At 61.6% G+C, this 15,709-nt stretch carries 15 protein-coding genes and 1 pseudogene; 9 read left to right on the forward strand and 7 right to left on the reverse strand.

Translation table 11 applies throughout. From position 1 onward, the window contains the following. Positions 1-8 precede the first annotated feature (8 nt). The 6 genes and pseudogenes from L4G42_RS01295 (at position 9) to L4G42_RS01320 (ending at position 4,060) form a co-directional block, all read left to right on the forward strand. On the forward strand, positions 9-617 hold the full coding sequence (locus tag L4G42_RS01295; protein WP_237250499.1) for a septation protein A: 609 nt from the start codon (positions 9-11) through the stop codon (positions 615-617). 1 nt (position 618) lies between these two features. Continuing rightward, on the forward strand, positions 619-918 hold the full coding sequence (locus L4G42_RS01300; RefSeq protein WP_237250493.1) for a YciI family protein: 300 nt from the start codon (positions 619-621) through the stop codon (positions 916-918). A 117-nt stretch (positions 919-1,035) separates the two neighbouring features. Further along, positions 1,036-1,184, forward strand: a pseudogene (locus L4G42_RS01305) (translation initiation factor 2); the annotation flags it as partial. A gap of 7 nt (positions 1,185-1,191) precedes the next feature. Beyond that, positions 1,192-1,869 (forward strand): response regulator transcription factor, encoded by a 678-nt coding sequence (locus L4G42_RS01310; protein WP_237250491.1) that lies wholly within the window; start codon positions 1,192-1,194, stop codon positions 1,867-1,869. Between the two features lie 316 nt (positions 1,870-2,185). After that, positions 2,186-2,629 carry a Spy/CpxP family protein refolding chaperone gene (locus tag L4G42_RS01315; RefSeq protein WP_237250489.1) on the forward strand — a complete coding sequence of 148 codons (444 nt, stop codon included), beginning with the start codon at positions 2,186-2,188 and terminating at the stop codon, positions 2,627-2,629. A gap of 93 nt (positions 2,630-2,722) precedes the next feature. Further along, the gene (locus L4G42_RS01320) at positions 2,723-4,060 is read left to right on the forward strand and encodes a sensor histidine kinase (RefSeq protein WP_237250488.1); all 1,338 of its coding nucleotides are present in this window, start codon (positions 2,723-2,725) and stop codon (positions 4,058-4,060) included. 121 nt (positions 4,061-4,181) lie between these two features. On the opposite strand, the gene L4G42_RS01325 is transcribed toward L4G42_RS01320, so the two are convergent. Beyond that, positions 4,182-4,742, reverse strand: a complete 561-nt coding sequence (locus tag L4G42_RS01325) for a nitroreductase family protein (RefSeq protein ID WP_237250487.1) — start codon at positions 4,740-4,742, stop codon at positions 4,182-4,184. Positions 4,743-4,916: 174 nt separating this feature from the next. On the opposite strand from L4G42_RS01325, the gene L4G42_RS01330 reads away from it, so the two are divergent. Both L4G42_RS01330 and L4G42_RS01335 read left to right on the forward strand, forming a co-directional pair. Next, positions 4,917-6,371, forward strand: a complete 1,455-nt coding sequence (locus tag L4G42_RS01330; RefSeq protein WP_237260542.1) for a TrkH family potassium uptake protein — start codon at positions 4,917-4,919, stop codon at positions 6,369-6,371. Between the two features lie 107 nt (positions 6,372-6,478). After that, a complete protein-coding gene (locus L4G42_RS01335) occupies positions 6,479-6,790 on the forward strand; it encodes an Mpo1-like protein (protein ID WP_237250486.1) in 312 nt (103 codons plus the stop codon). 67 nt (positions 6,791-6,857) lie between these two features. On the opposite strand, the gene L4G42_RS01340 is transcribed toward L4G42_RS01335, so the two are convergent. The 5 genes from L4G42_RS01340 to recQ all read right to left on the reverse strand — a co-directional run bounded on the left by L4G42_RS01340 (position 6,858) and on the right by recQ (position 13,288). Next, positions 6,858-7,676, reverse strand: a complete 819-nt coding sequence (locus L4G42_RS01340; RefSeq protein ID WP_237250485.1) for a UDP-2,3-diacylglucosamine diphosphatase — start codon at positions 7,674-7,676, stop codon at positions 6,858-6,860. A gap of 126 nt (positions 7,677-7,802) precedes the next feature. Further along, complete coding sequence (locus L4G42_RS01345; protein ID WP_237250484.1) at positions 7,803-8,099, reverse strand: Rdx family protein; 297 nt, start codon at positions 8,097-8,099, stop codon at positions 7,803-7,805. 3 nt (positions 8,100-8,102) lie between these two features. Continuing rightward, positions 8,103-10,349, reverse strand: a complete 2,247-nt coding sequence (locus tag L4G42_RS01350; RefSeq protein WP_237260453.1) for a FimV/HubP family polar landmark protein — start codon at positions 10,347-10,349, stop codon at positions 8,103-8,105. A 221-nt stretch (positions 10,350-10,570) separates the two neighbouring features. Then, positions 10,571-11,005 (reverse strand): MarR family transcriptional regulator, encoded by a 435-nt coding sequence (locus L4G42_RS01355; protein ID WP_237250482.1) that lies wholly within the window; start codon positions 11,003-11,005, stop codon positions 10,571-10,573. 156 nt (positions 11,006-11,161) lie between these two features. Then, positions 11,162-13,288 (reverse strand): DNA helicase RecQ, encoded by a 2,127-nt coding sequence (gene recQ, locus L4G42_RS01360; protein ID WP_237250481.1) that lies wholly within the window; start codon positions 13,286-13,288, stop codon positions 11,162-11,164. A gap of 210 nt (positions 13,289-13,498) precedes the next feature. Here recQ and L4G42_RS01365 point away from each other — a divergent pair, with 210 nt between their 5' ends. Then, the gene (locus L4G42_RS01365; RefSeq protein WP_237250480.1) at positions 13,499-14,086 is read left to right on the forward strand and encodes a UPF0149 family protein; all 588 of its coding nucleotides are present in this window, start codon (positions 13,499-13,501) and stop codon (positions 14,084-14,086) included. 75 nt (positions 14,087-14,161) lie between these two features. Here the strand turns inward: L4G42_RS01365 and pap are convergent, their stop codons facing one another. After that, the gene (gene pap, locus L4G42_RS01370; protein ID WP_237250479.1) at positions 14,162-15,664 is read right to left on the reverse strand and encodes a polyphosphate:AMP phosphotransferase; all 1,503 of its coding nucleotides are present in this window, start codon (positions 15,662-15,664) and stop codon (positions 14,162-14,164) included. Positions 15,665-15,709: the final 45 nt, after the last annotated feature.

Here is a 15,709-nt window from a genome sequence, read left to right on the forward strand (position 1 = left end):
CTCTCACTGTGAAACAATTCATCGACTTCATCCCGCTCATCCTGTTCTTCATCGTTTACAAAATCAGCCCGCAAGCCGTCGATGTCCTTGGCCACAGCTTCATGGTAGGCGGGATTTACAGCGCCACCGCGATGCTGATCGCCAGTTCCCTCGTGGTTTACGGCGTTCTTTATGTCCGTCAGGGCAAACTGGAAAAAAGTCAGTGGCTGACGCTGATTGCCTGTCTGGTCTTCGGTAGCCTGACCCTGGCCTTCCACAGCGAAACCTTCCTGAAGTGGAAAGCCCCTGTCGTGAACTGGGTCTTCGCGCTGATCTTCGCCGGCAGCCACTTCATTGGCGACCGTCTGTTGATTCAACGCATCATGGGTCACGCGCTGACCCTGCCGCAGGCGGTCTGGACCAAGCTGAACATCGCCTGGATCGTGTTCTTCCTGTTCTGCGGCGCGGCCAATCTCTATGTGGCGTTTACCTATCAAGAATTCTGGGTCGACTTCAAGGTGTTCGGCAGCCTGGGCATGACCCTGCTGTTCCTGGTGGGCCAGGGCATCTACCTGGCCCGCCACATCCATGACGCCGACCCGTCCGCCCAGCCTTCAAACAAAAAAAGAGAGGACTGACATGCTCTACGCAATCGTGGCAACCGACGTCGCCAACTCGCTGGAAAAACGCCTGGCCGCGCGCCCTGCGCACCTGGAGCGTCTGAACGCAATGAAGGCCGAAGGCCGCATCGTCCTCGCGGGACCGATGCCTGCGGTAGACAGCATCGACCCGGGCGCTGCAGGGTTTACCGGCAGCCTGATTGTTGCCGAATTCGAGTCGCTCAAGGACGCCCAAGCCTGGGCTGACGCTGATCCCTACGTTGCAGCGGGTGTCTACGCCGGCGTAATCGTCAAACCGTTCAAGCAAGTCCTGCCCTGATCCATCTGTTGAGCGCCCGGCTCCGTGTACCGAGCCGGAACGCTTTCAACCCGCTTTCCATTGCTCACCCTTCGCACTGGCCTGCCGATAAGTTGCTAGAACCAAGGGCTTTGACGGCGGCTCAAAGAGGCACGGGCGGTCATGCCTTGGCGGGTGTTGATCGAACAACGATGGTTTGTCGCGGGTGCGGCGTTGCAATGGTCGCCCTCCAGTGCGGTATCTTTGCCAGCGGCCGGCGTAGACGTCGTCGGCAATGGCTAAATTGAGTGAGTCATGAGCGAGCTGTTACTTATTGATGATGACCAGGAGCTGTGTGAGCTCCTGAGCAGTTGGTTGAGTCAGGAAGGGTTCGCCGTGCGCGCCTGCCACGATGGCCAGAGTGCGCGCAAGGCGCTCGCCGAATCCGCACCCGCTGCGGTGGTGCTGGACGTGATGCTCCCCGACGGCAGCGGCCTGGAACTGCTCAAACAATTGCGCACCGATCACCCCGACCTTCCCGTGCTGATGCTGTCCGCTCGCGGCGAACCGCTGGACCGTATCCTCGGTCTGGAGCTGGGCGCCGACGATTATCTGGCCAAGCCCTGCGACCCCCGTGAACTGACAGCGCGTCTGCGCGCCGTGCTGCGTCGCAGCCATCCGGCGGCGGTGTCATCACAGATCGAGCTGGGCGACCTGTGCTTTAGTCCGGCGCGGGGTGTGGTCACGATTGACGAGCAGGAATTCACCCTGACAGTCTCCGAAGCCCGTCTGCTTGAGGCCTTGCTCGGCCAGCCTGGCGAACCGCTGGAAAAACAGGAACTAGCGCAACTGGCCCTGGGCCGCAAGCTGACCCTGTACGACCGCAGCCTTGATATGCACGTCAGCAACCTGCGCAAGAAAATCGGCCCCCACGCCGACGGCCGCCCGCGCATCGTGGCCCTGCGCAGCCGTGGGTATTACTACGCGGTGTGATCTTCGCGGTGGGCGATGACTACGCGTGTGAAGATCTCATTCGTAGGAGCGTGGCTTGTCCCGCGATCTGGCGCGCAGCGGCAGTGACTTCTATTATGCGGGTTGCCTGACATACCGCATGCAGTCCAGCTGCCGGTTCCCGGCAGATCGCGGGACAAGCCACGCTCCTACAGAAATCAACGGCCCGCTCTTTGTGTCAGCCGCCCCATTGATCCTCTTTACCCAAGCTTTACCGACGCCTGACCTCGCTTGACCTTGATCTCCCTAAACTGGCCTCAACCGGCACAGAGCCGAAATCGAGACAAGGAGATTCACCATGCGCAAGACTTTGATGGCTTTGATGCTCGCCGCAGCCCTGCCTACCGTTGCAATGGCCATGCCTCCAGAAGGCGGCCCGATGGGTGGTCCTGGCGGTCCAGGCTTCGATGGCCCCGGCATGCATCACCGCAAAGGTCCTCTGGACAAGCTGAACCTGACACCGGATCAACGTCAGCAAGTCGGCAAGCTGATGGGCGCTCAATGGCACGGCCGCTCCGAGATCACTCAGAAGTACCTGGCCAAGCTGTCGGCCGCCGACCAGAAGGCGATGAAGGATGAACTGACCGCTGCACACGACAAAACCCAGTCCGACATCCGCGCCCTGCTGACGCCGGAGCAACAGAAGACCTTCGATCAGATCCAGAAGGACGAAGCCCAGCGCCGTGCGGACCGCGCCGAGTTCGAAGCCTGGAAAGCGCAAAAAGCGCAAAAAACCCAGTAACTGGCCTCTGGCCCGGCATTACACTTCCCCCAACCCGACACGCTTCCCGGCGTGTCGGGTTTTCTGTTTGACGAACCAGGTCGAGGGCAGCACGTGCGTTCATTGTTTTGGAGAATCCTTGCCAGCTTCTGGCTGGCGATCGCGTTGGTGGCGGGCCTGTCGATTCTGATGGGCCATGTGCTCAATCAGGACGCCTGGATTCTCAGCCGTCATCCCGGCCTGCACAACTTGCCGCAAAAGTGGGTCGAGCTGTACGAAGGCAAAGGCGAGAAATCTGCCCAGGACTACCTGCAAGACCTCAAGCGCAAATACCACATCGACGTTCAGGTGCTGAACGACAGCGGCGAAGCGGTGATTCCCGGCACGTTCCCGCCCCGCGCGGCGGCCTTTGAAGAGCGGCAGAAAGACGACACGCGCCCGCTGCCGTGGCGGCGCCTGACCACCGAATACACCAGTGAAAAAACCGGCGAAACCTATCTACTGATCTACCGGATCCCCCATCCGGAGCTGGACGCCTGGCACCGCGAAAGTCTGCTCTGGCCGCTGAGTGCGCTGGGCATTGCGCTGGTGGTGCTGACGCTGTTCAGTCTGCTGGTGACGCTGTCGATCACCCGCCCGTTAAGCCGTTTGCGCGGCGCGGTACATGATCTCGGCCAGACCACATACCAGCAGAACAGCCTGGCGCAACTGGCCAACCGTCGCGACGAATTCGGCGTGCTGGCGAACGACTTCAACCGCATGGGTGCCCGCCTGCAAAGCCAGATCAGCAGCCAGCGCCAGCTGCTTCGCGACGTTTCCCATGAACTGCGCTCTCCCTTGGCCCGGCTGCGAATTGCCCTGGCCCTGGCAGAACGCGCCGAGTCGGTGGAGCGCGACAAGCTATGGCCGCGCCTGACCCGTGAGTGCGACCGGCTGGAGGAGTTGATCAGTGAGATTCTGGCGCTGGCACGACTGGATGCCGACATGGGCAGCGCCACGGCGGTGGATTTGTCAGGGCTGTTGCTTCATTTGCAGGCCGAGACGGAGATGGGCAGCGGCGAGCAGACGGTTTCGGTGTCGGTGGAGCCAGGCGTGCAGTTGCAGGGCTGGCCGAGCGTGCTGGAACGGGCGCTGGATAATCTGCTGCGCAACGCGCTGCGCTTCAATCCGGTGGGTCAGCCGATCGAGCTGAGCGCGAGCATCGAGGGAGAAGAATTACGCCTCAGCGTGCGGGACCATGGCCCCGGTGCCAACCCGGAGCATCTGGCGCAGTTGGGCGAGCCGTTCTATCGCGCGCCCAACCAGACCGCGCCGGGCTACGGACTCGGCCTGGCAATTGCCAAACGCGCCGCCGAGAAGCACGGCGGAACGCTGGTGCTGGGCAATCACCCACAGGGTGGGTTCGTGGCCAGCATCGTGGTGCCCCGCGAGCTAACCGCCTCGCACGGCTGACTCAGTGGGACCGGCTTCAGCGATTCTCAGTGGGACGAGCTTCAGCCGGGAAGAGGCCGGTGTGTACGCCCTCAGTTTTGCGGTGTGACGCTTAATGCCTTCCCGGCTAAAGCCGGTCCCACTAGCCCTCCCACGCACTCACAAACGCCGCAACCTCCGGCTTTGCGGGTTCACGCGGCGGGTTTTGCGGAGTGCCGAGGTAGAGGAAGGCGACGACTTCTTCCTCGGCTGCCAGGCCCAACCCTTCGGCAACGTGGCGAGAGTAAGACAAGTCCCCCGAGCGCCAGACCGCGCCGATGCCCATCGCGTAGGCAGCCAGCAGGATGCCGTGGGCGGCACAACCCGCGGTAATCGCCTGTTCCTTTTTCGGCACCTTGAAGTGGTCGGTCAACTTGGCGATGACCACGACCACCAACGGCGCGCGCAACGGTCCGTTGCGGGCCTTGTCCAGCGCCTTGGCGTCAACGTCGCCTCCTTTGTCGATCAAGGCCTGGGCCAACAGCTCACCCATTCGGTGGCGCGCTTCGCCCTCGACGGTCAGAAAGCGATAAGGCCGCAAGACGCCGTGGTCGGGCGCGCGCAGGGCGGCGCCGAACAAAATCTCGCGTTGCTCGGCGTCCGGGGCGGGTTCGATCAAGCGGGGCACGGACACGCGATTAAGCAATACGTCGAGCGCTTCCATTAAGTCGTCTCCAGGAAAAATGACGGGCCATTGTAGTGCCCTCGGTGCAGTCTTGAACTTCAATAACGATTAACCAGGGCATTTACTTACAACACTCTCGGAAACGCCTCGGTTTACACAAACGGGCCCACGAGTAGAATGGCCGCCCTCTCACTACCTGATCAGAGCGACTGCATGGCGTTGCCGACTCTCCGCATCATCGGTTTCATTATCGGCATCTTCCTGATTACCCTGGCCATCGCCATGGTCGTGCCGATGATCACCCTGATGATTTTCCACAGCACCGCCGACATGCCGTCGTTCCTGTGGTCGAGCCTGATTACATTCGTATCCGGTCTGGCGCTGGTGGGTCAAGGCCGGCCTGAACAGGTGCACCTGCGCCCGCGGGACATGTACCTGCTGACGGTCAGCAGCTGGGTCATCGTCTGCATCTTCGCGGCGCTGCCGTTTCTGCTCACGCAACACATCAGCTACACCGACTCCTTCTTCGAAAGCATGTCCGGCATCACCGCAACCGGCTCCACCGTGCTCAGCGGGCTGGACACCATGTCCCCCGGCATCCTCATCTGGCGATCGTTGCTGCACTGGCTCGGCGGCATCGGCTTCATCGGCATGGCCGTGGCGATTCTTCCGCTGTTGCGCATCGGCGGCATGCGCCTGTTCCAGACCGAGTCGTCGGACCGTTCCGAAAAAGTCATGCCGCGTTCGCACATGGTCGCCAAGTTCATCGTCCTCGTTTACCTCGGCATTACCGTGCTGGGCACGCTGGCGTTCTGGTGGGCGGGCATGAGCCTGTTCGATGCCATCAATCACGCGATGTCGGCGATATCGACGGGTGGGTTCTCTACCTCGGATCAGTCGCTGGCGAAATGGCCGCAACCCGCCGTGCATTGGGTGGCGATCGTGGTGATGATCCTCGGCGCCCTGCCGTTCACCCTGTATGTCGCAACACTGCGGGGCAATCGCGGGGCGCTGCTCAAGGATCAGCAGGTGCAGGGTTTCCTCGTCCTGCTGCTGGTGACGTGGCTGGTGATGGGCGCCTGGTACTGGGCGACGACTGATCTGCCGTGGTACGACGCGTTGCGTCATGTCGCGCTGAACGTGACGTCGGTGGTGACAACAACCGGTTTCGCGCTGGGGGACTACAGCCTGTGGGGCAACTTCTCGCTGATGCTGTTCTTTTATCTGGGGTTCATTGGCGGATGTTCAGGGTCGACGGCTGGCGGCGTGAAGGTCTTCCGCTTTCAGGTCGCGTACATCCTGCTGCGCGCCAACCTGCACCAATTGATTCACCCACGCGCGGTGATCAAGCAGAAGTACAACGGTCACCGGCTGGACGACGAGATCGTGCGTTCGATTCTGACCTTCTCGTTTTTCTTCACCTTCACGATCTGCCTGATCGCGCTCATGCTGTCGCTGCTGGGGCTGGACTGGATGACCGCGTTGACGGGCGCCGCCAGCACCGTGTCGGGCGTGGGTCCGGGGCTCGGTGAAACCATCGGGCCGGCGGGTAATTTCTCGACGCTGCCGGACGCCGCCAAGTGGATTCTGTCCCTGGGCATGCTGCTCGGTCGGCTGGAAATCATCACGGTGCTGGTGCTGTGCATCCCGGCGTTCTGGCGGCACTAGAACACGGCGGGCCGGGCAATGTCATTCGCGAAGCTCTGAGAAATTTCGCGGCGAGCGGCGGAGGCTCGGCTAAGCTCAGCCAACACCCTGCCTCAGAGCACAGCCTTGTGGAAACACTGAAGAGTTTCGACCGATTCGCAGACTTCTACCCGTATTACCTGCATGAGCATCGCGACAGCACCTGCCGCCGTTTGCATTTCATCGGCACGAGTCTGGTCATCCTGATTCTGGCATTCGCCGTGCTCAGCGCTAACTGGACATTGTTGTGGGTCTTGCCGCTGGCGGGCTACACCTTCGCCTGGGTCGGCCACTTCTTTTTCGAGAAGAACCGTCCGGCCACGTTCAAGCATCCGTTCTACAGCCTGCTCGGCGATTTCGTCATGTACAAGGACATGCTCAGTGGCAAAGTGCCGTTTTGACCGGCACTTATCGGCGTCGCTTGTGACGCCCTGCTCCCGCACCCTTTGAGCAAAAGGCTGCCGGCGCTCAGACCGTCTCGCCCACTGGCTGCGGTGCTTGCGGGCTTTTGACTTTGACGTGGGCATCGGCCAGTCGGAACAGCTCGATCGTGCCGTCCCAGTGTTCGATCAAGGCGGTGCAGGACTCCACCCAGTCGCCACAGTTGAGGTATTCCACGCCGCTCACCTGACGGATTTCGGCGTGGTGAATGTGCCCGCACACCACGCCGTCCAACCCTCGCTTCACGCACTCATGGGCGATGGCTTCCTCGAAGTCGCTGATGAAACTCACCGCAGTCTTGACCTTGTGCTTCAGGTAGGCAGACAGCGACCAATAGCCGTAGCCGTATTTGGCGCGCCAGTGGTTGAGCCAGCGATTGAGGGTCAGGGTGAATTCGTAAGCCGAATCGCCAAGAAAGGCCAGCCATCGGTGGTAGCGAGTGATCACGTCGAACTGGTCACCGTGGATCACCAGCAGACGACGACCATCGGCGGTCAGGTGCACGGCTTCGTCGACCAGCTGGATGTTGCCCAGAATGAGTTTTGAATAGCGTCGGAGGAATTCGTCGTGGTTGCCGGTGACGTAGATGACTTCGGTGCCGCGCTTGCTCATGGTCAGCAGGCGGCGGATGACGTTGGTGTGCGCTTGTGGCCAGTACATGCCGCCGCGCATCTTCCATCCGTCAATAATGTCGCCGACCAGGTACACCTTGTCGGCATGGTATTGCTTGAGAAATCCGGAGAGGTGTTCGGCCTGGCAGTCGCGGGTGCCCAGATGCACGTCGGAGATCCACAAGGTCCGGACACGTTGTTTACGACCGGGTTTCACGTTCTCGGCAATGCTCATGGACCACCTCCACTTTGGTTTCCCCAAGCGTGGACGCGGTCGGTGATATGAACATGACGGCTGTGTTTAGCTTTGATGACACGACATATCGGTTAACACTTTGCGAAACCCGTGGCCCATGCGCGTTCAGGTGTCCAGGCTAGCGTGACGATCGTTGTGCCCAAGGTCCCGGGCAGGATCGATCTGGTCGCGCACGCGCTGCTTGAGAATCTTGGCCTCGGGAAACCCGCCGTCGGTCTTGCGCTCCCAGATCTGCACGTCATCGCAGGTGATGCGGAACACGCCGCCGGTGCCCGGGATCAACGACACCTTGCCGAGGTCATCGGTGAAGGTGCTCAACAACTCCTGAGCCAGCCAGGCGGCGCGCAACAGCCATTGGCATTGCGTGCAGTAGGTGATGGTGATTTCAGGCTTGGCGGACATCGGTCAGCCCAACCCGGCCAGCAAATCACGGGCCGTTTGCTGCGGGCCGTCGTCGGAGCCGTCGATCACTTCCTGCAACAGCCGACGGGCCTCGTCGACGTTGCCTTCATCAATCAGCACCTGCGCTTCATTGATCTTGCTCAGCGGCTCTTCGTCCAGACTCAGCAAATCGAAGCCGCCCTCCTCGATCATGAAGCTGTCGAGAAAAGCGTCGTCCAGCAAATCGCTGTTGCTCTGCACGATGGCTGCCGGACCCGGCTCGAACTGCACGTCCATTTCCGGCGGCGTTTCCTCTTCGGCGAAATCGCTGAGGAACTGCTCTTCCGGCATTTCGAAGACCTCGGGCAGTTGCGTGAGGTCGGACGAGAACGACATGTCGACTTCGGGTTCGGCTTCGGGTGCAGGCGCAGGCTTGCGGGGCGCGGGCGTGCTGTCGAACGGATCGACCAGATCCCAGTCGGCGTCCATGGAGAGGTCATCGAGGTTGAGCTGGAAATCGTCGGCTGGGTCAACCGGGTTCAGCGACGCGGCCGCACTTTTGTCCAACTGGGCGGGCTCCGCCAAGCCGAGCTCTGGATGGTCGTCTGACGCTTGACTGGCCGAGGCTGTTTGACTGGCCAGCACCGCGGCTGCACCCAGCGCCGCTGCAGGGGCTGCCGCCGAGGTCATGGGAGGCGACGCGACTGGCGCGGACGGCGCTTCGGGAGCAGCGGGCTCGGGCTTCAGTTTCGGGTAACGATTGCGGATGTCCTGGAGCTTCTGCGCATCGACGCCCTGGTTCAGGAGAACCCTTTCTTCCTCGTCATACGCGTCCACGTCGCCCTGCTCACCGAGCAGCTCGAGGACGCGCAGGCGAACATCGGTGCGCTCGGGTTGTTTGTCCAGCGCATCGCGCAGAATGGCGAGCGCTTCAGCGAAGCGACCGTAGGCGATGTAAATGCTCGCGCCATCCAGCGCGTCGGTGGCGGCACCGGCCAGGCGTTGGCCGGCAGGCGCTGACGAGGCCGGACGCGCAGCGGTGACGGCCGGCACTTCGAAGACTGGCGTAACCGTCGCGGCGGACCTGACCACCGGCTCCACCGGCACGGGCTCGAGGGCCAGCTGATTTTTGATCCGGTTGCGGCGCACCGACCAGGCCAGCGCGAGGAGCAGCAATATCACCAACAGCGCTGCCAGGACCGACGTCCAGGGAAAGTCGTCCTCAGCGACAACCGGTACCGGCGTCGGCGCTTGTACGGGCGTGGCTGTCGGAGCTGGCGTTGCAGCGGGCGTCGCCGTCGCCACCGCCGAAGAGACAGGAGCAACTGGCGCAGGCTTGGCCGATTGCGCCTTGACTTCGGCGAGTTGGGTCTGCAGTTCGATGATCTGCTTGTCCTTGTCGGCCTCTTCGACGGTGGACGTCTGGACTTGCTGCTTGAGCTCATCCAGCGTCTTGTTCAACTGCTGGTTTTCCAGCGCCGTCGCCGACAACTGTTCGACGGCGTTCTGGTTCTCCGGCGTAGACGGCGGGGGGAAGTCTGCAGCCGAAGTGTTGCTACCTGCAACGGCAGGCGCATTGGCGGTCTTCGGTTCAACGGCGTTGTCCGGCAGCAACAGGCTCTGACCGACCTTCAGCTGGCTGCGCTCGCCATTGGGAAACGCTTGCGGGTTGAGCGCCACCACACCTTTTATCAACTCAGCAGAAGAGGCCTTGCTGCCCGGCGCCTGTACCTGACGGGCAATACCCGCCAGTGTGTCGCCGGACACAACCGTGTAATGCTTGCCTTGTCGAGCCTGAGGCGGCGCGACCGGCAGACGCGACTCGTCATTCTTCGCGCTGGCGGCTGGCGATTGAGTACGGCTGCGCGTCGCGGCAAGTCCTGTCGGCGATGTCGGCGGATCAAGCAGCACAGTGTATTCATGCAGCTGGTCGCCGTTCGGCCGTACCAGCCTGACGAGGAAATTCAGATACGGCTCGGTGACCGCCTTGTGCGATTCGATGTGAATCACACTGCGGTTGCCACGGATCACCGGGGTGAACCGCAGGTCGTTGAGAAAAAAGACGCGCTCCACGCCAGCCTTGGCGAAGGCCTCGGGCGGCGCGAGCCCGACGACGATTTCTTCGGGACTCAGCCCACCCGCTTCAATCAATTCGATATCGGCGTTGAAAGGTTGCCCAAGGGCAGAATGCAGGCTGATTTCGCCCAGACCGAGCGCCGCCGCCACGGAGCTGTGCAGCAACGCGGCCGAGGCGAGCCCAATGGCGAGCAAACCCGAACGAAGACCTGACTGAACGCGAAGGGGGGCACCTCCTTCGCGACGACTACCGGCCTGAAAACTCTTCAGCATGCGAACCCTTTTGAAGACGAGGCAGGCTTCCCTGCACATTCGGTACGCCCGGACACGTCATCCGGGCAGCATCAGTATGGGTGCAAATAGAACAGGATGTTTCGCCCGCATCAATGTATTTGTCGCGGGCGTTCGCGCGGTTTTCAGGATTTTTCAAGATTGGCCAGGATTTTCGAATGAACGCGCATGCACAGGTGCAGTTCTTCTTCGTCGATCCCGGCAAACAACTCGTGGCGCAAGGCGGTAGCAATGGTTTCGATTTGCTCGATCAGCGGCCGCGCGGTGTCGCAGAGGACGATCTTTTTCGCCCGACGATCTTCAAGCACCGCCTGCCGAAGCACCAGCCCCTGATTTTCCAGACTGTCCAGCAACCGGGCCAGGGTCGGCCCTTCAACGCCCACGCTCTGGGCCAGTTCACGCTGGGTCGGCGGCGTTTTGAATCGGGCCAGATGCAGTAAAACCAGCCAGCGCGCCTGGGACAATCCCAGATCAGCCAGCCGGCGATCCAGCTCCGCACGCCAGCCCCGGGACATATGGGCCAGCTGCATGCCAAAGCGGTGTTCTTCGGTTAACGGCATAGGTAACTCGATAGTTAAAGGCAATTCCTAATTAATAGGCAGCTAACCATGGAGCCCGGGATGAGGCAAGCGCCTGGACGTGGTGATTCGTCGCAGTGGCTGAGAGGTGCCGGGATGCGGCGGGTATGCCTTGGGATTAATTCAGATTGCGGCGGGTTAGACCTCGAACTCAGACTGCAACGCCGCCCGCACGCAATACAGCACGCCTTCGGGAACGCGCCCGGTGAACAGCTCGGCGATGGCGGCGACAGGGGGCAGTTCGCCTTCGCCATCGAGGAACGCGTCCTGAATCTCGGTCATCAGGTCTTCGGGCAAGTCCAGCGCCTGATCCAGTGAAAGCTGCTGTTTGCCAATCGCTTCGGCCAGCATCGTGTAGACGTTCTTCTCCGAGCATTGCAGTTGCCCGGCGATTTGCATCGGGGTCATGCCGGCGCGGGCGAGGCTGATGAGCTCATGCCGCACATCGGCGACCACACGCGGCGCCGGTGCAGCGCCGCCGAGCACTTCGAGGAACGCCTCGCCGTAACGCTCGAGCTTGCGAGCGCCGACGCCGCTGACCCGGCCCATTTCAGCCATGGTCCCTGGCTGGCTGCGGAGCATTTCCAGCAAGGTCGAATCCGGGAAGATGACGTAAGGCGGCACGCCATGTTCTTCCGCCAGCTTGCGCCGCAATGTGCGCAGCGCTTCCCACTGTTCGCGCTCTTCGCCGCGCACCAGCTGGCTCGCCGGGCTGCCGGAGGCTTTCGCTGTGGTCTGCGGTTTCAGGTCACGGCGCAGCTGCAAAGTGACCTCGCCACGCAACAGCGGCCGGCACGTGTCGCTCAGACGCAAGCCGCCGTAGCCTTCCAGGTCAATGTCGGCAAGACCGCGCGCCACCAGCTGCCGGAACAATGAACGCCACTCGCCTTCGCTGCGGCTCTTGCCGACACCGAACACCGCGAGCTTCTGATGACCGAAGCTCTGCACCTTGTCGTTTTCCTTGCCCAGCAATACGTCGACCAGATGCCCCACGCCATAGCGCTGCCCGGTCCGGTAGATCGCTGAAAGCGCCTGTCTCGCAGGCTCGGTGGCGTCCCAGGTCTGCACGCCGTCGACGCAGTTGTCGCAATGCCCACAGGGGTTGGGCATGATTTCGTCGAAGTAGGCGAGCAGCGACTGACGTCGGCAGCGGGTCTCTTCACACAGCGCCAGCATCGCGTCGAGCTTGTGCTGTTCGACGCGCTTGTGGCGCTCGTCACCTTCGGAATTCTGCAGCATCTGCTTGAGCATCAGCACATCTTGCAGACCGTACGCCATCCACGCATCGGCCGGCAGACCGTCGCGCCCTGCGCGGCCAGTCTCCTGGTAATAGGCTTCCAGCGACTTGGGCAGATCCATGTGCGCAACGAACCGTACGTTGGGCTTATCGATGCCCATGCCAAACGCAATCGTGGCGACCATGATCAGGCCTTCCTCATTAAGGAAGCGCCGTTGATTGCTGGAGCGCGTCTCGATGGGCAAACCCGCGTGGTAGGGCAGCGCCGGGTAGCCGTTGTCGCTGAGGAACGCTGCGGTCTCTTCGACCTTCTTGCGCGAAAGGCAATAGACGATGCCGGCGTCGCTGCGCCGCTCGGACAGAAACGCCAGCAACTGCTTGCGCGGCTGTTCCTTGGGCACGATGCGGTAAAAAATATTGGGGCGGTCGAAGCTCGACAGGAAGCGCTCGGCGTTCTGCAGGTGCAGACGCTCGACGATTTCCTCGCGGGTGCGCTTGTCGGCCGTGGCGGTCAGGGCGATGCGCGGCACGTCCGGAAACAGCTCGGCCAGTTGCCCCAGCTGCAGGTATTCAGGACGGAAATCGTGACCCCATTGCGACACGCAGTGGGCTTCATCGATGGCGAACAGGGCGATCTTGAGGTTCTGCAAAAACGACAGCATGCGCGGCTGAACCAGACGCTCCGGCGCCAGGTACAGCATCTTGATTTCGCCCAGACGAATGCGGTTGGCGAGGTCGCGCTGCTGCTCGGCGCTGAGCGTGGAGTTGAGCGCGGCGGCTGAAACACCGAGTTCTTCCAGCGTTGCGACCTGATCGTCCATCAACGCAATGAGCGGCGAAACCACGACCGCGAGGCCGTCGCGCAACAAGCCCGGCACCTGGAAACACAGGGATTTGCCGCCGCCGGTGGGCATCAGCACCAATGCATCACCGCCACTGGCCACGCGCTCGATAATGGCACCCTGGCGACCACGGAAGCTGTCGTAGCCGAAGATGTCTTTAAGTACGCGTTGAGCCTGGTCGAGCATAAATACCCCGGATGGTGCCGCAACAGCGGTCGAGAATCGCTGTGGAAATCGCAAAGCGCGGCAGTATACCGGAGCGCCCCGACAGATTGGACAGCGGTGACACCGGCGGTCGAAATTAACCGGAATACCGATTTCAGTGGCCTCGCCGCTGGCGCCGGGCGCCCTCAGGGCCTAGAATTCGGCATCGTTTATTCCCAAGGTAGTTTGTCAATGTCCTTCGCTGAGCAATTACACCGCCTGCAAGCCTTCCTCGATGCCGATGAGCTGCATGACGAAGCGCTGGACTACGTAGCCGCCCACGGCTATCTGACCGCGCTGTCCACTTGCGCCGAAACCGTGCCGGATCGCGAGTGGATCGACGCACTGTTTGCCGAGCCGCCGCACTACGCCGACAAGGCGCAGGAAGAGGAAATCGAAGCCACCCTAATCCAGCTCAAGGCCCACATCGCTCGCCAGCTGGCGTCAGACGAAGAGTTCGAATTGCCTTGCGATCTGGACCTGGGCGATGACCCCGATGACTCCGAGCTACGCGGCTGGTGCATCGGCTTCATGGAAGGCGTGTTCCTGCGCGAATCCGCCTGGTTCGAAAACGACGAAGAGGAAGTCAGCGAGATGCTGCTGCCGATCATGGTCGGCTCCGGTCTGTTCGATGAACAACCAGAGTTCGCCGACATCGCCGCCGACGCCAACCTGATGGACGACATGATCGTGCAGATCCCGGAAGCGCTGACCGCGCTGTATCTGCTGCTGCAAGCCCCGGACGAAAAACCGGCGATCCTCAAGCCTCGCCATCACTAAGCTCGACTATATAGCCCCGCCGTCACCGAGCGAGACACGTACGAGCCGACTCCGGCTCGTACGTCCCCTTCCCCGCTACTTGTGTTTCTTGTCACTCTTCTTGAATGCCGCCTCGATCGCTTCATTGATCGTGCGCAGTACCTTGACCCGCGCCCAGCGTTTGTCGTTGGCCTCGACCAGCGTCCACGGGGCGATTTCAGTGCTGGTGCGATCCACCATGTCGCCCACCGCCTCGCGGTAAAGCGGCCACTTGCTGCGGTTGCGCCAGTCATCCTCAGTGATCTTGTGGCGCTTGAACGGTATTTTCTCCCGCGCCTGAAAACGCTCCAGCTGGGTTTTGTCGTCGATCGCCAGCCAGAACTTCACCACCACGATGCCAAAGTCCGTCAGCTGCTCTTCGAAGTCGTTGATCTCGCTGTAAGCCCTCAACCAGTCTGCCTCGGAGCAAAAGCCTTCGACCCGCTCGACCAGCACACGTCCATACCATGAACGATCAAAGACGGTGAATTTTCCCCGCGCTGGAATCTGCCGCCAGAACCTCCACAAATAAGGCTGAGCCAGTTCGTCCTGACTGGGCGCGGCGATTGGCACGATGTGGTACTGCCTTGGATCGAGAGCTCCGGCGACACGTTTGATCGCACCGCCCTTGCCCGCTGCATCGTTGCCTTCAAACACCGCCACCAGTGCGTGACGGCGCATGCGCTTGTCGCGCATGAGCCCGGAAAGCCGCGCCTGCTCGGTGATCAGTTGCTCGTCGTAATCGCCCTTTTCAAGTGCGAGGGTCATGTCGAGGTTATCGAGCAGGCTCAGCTCGTTGCTGTTGTTGGGCAAAGGGCCGAGTCCGACAAGATGGGTCGCCCCTTCAGGCGTCTTCAGGGCGTTTTGCAAACCTTCGAGCAGCAGCCGGCCGACGGTCAGACTGCGATAGTTCGGGTCGACGCCTTCGATGACGTGCCAGGGTGCGTAGTCGCGACTGGTGCGCCGCAGCACGCGCTCACCGAAGCGCACGAACCGGTCGTAGGTCTTCGATTGCTGCCAGTCCAGCGGGCTGATCCGCCAACTGTGCAGCGGGTCATCCTTGAGGGTTTTGAGGCGCAGCTTCATCTGCCGCTTGGACAGGTGAAACCAGAATTTGAAGATCACTGCGCCTTCATCGACCAGCATCTTTTCCAGTCGCTCGGCGCCGTTGATGGCCTGGTCCAGCACCGGGTCCTTGAACCGCTTGTGCACCCGGCCCTGGATCATCTGGCTGTACCAGTTCCCGAAGAACACGCCGATCCGTCCCTTCGGCGGCAGCTGCCGCCAGTAACGCCAGACAGGCGGATGGGCCAGCTCTTCATCGGTTCGCTGATCGAAAGTGCGCACTTCTATGTAGCGCGGGTCCATCCAGTCGTTGAGCAGCTTGACGGTTTCACCCTTGCCGGCGCCCTCGATGCCATTGATCAGCACGATGATCTGGCGCTTGCCTTGCTCATGCAGTTCGTACTGAGCCTCCAGCAGCGCCTCGCGCAGGGCCGGGACTTCAGCGTCGTAGGTTTCGTCGTCGATGGTGTGGCCGATTTCAGCGGATTCGAACATGCAGGGCTCCCTTCAGGATCGGTCAAGACTAGCAGGCGGCAGACA

This window comes from Pseudomonas petrae, from assembly GCF_021728295.1.
In the GTDB taxonomy this organism is placed as follows: domain Bacteria; phylum Pseudomonadota; class Gammaproteobacteria; order Pseudomonadales; family Pseudomonadaceae; genus Aquipseudomonas; species Aquipseudomonas petrae.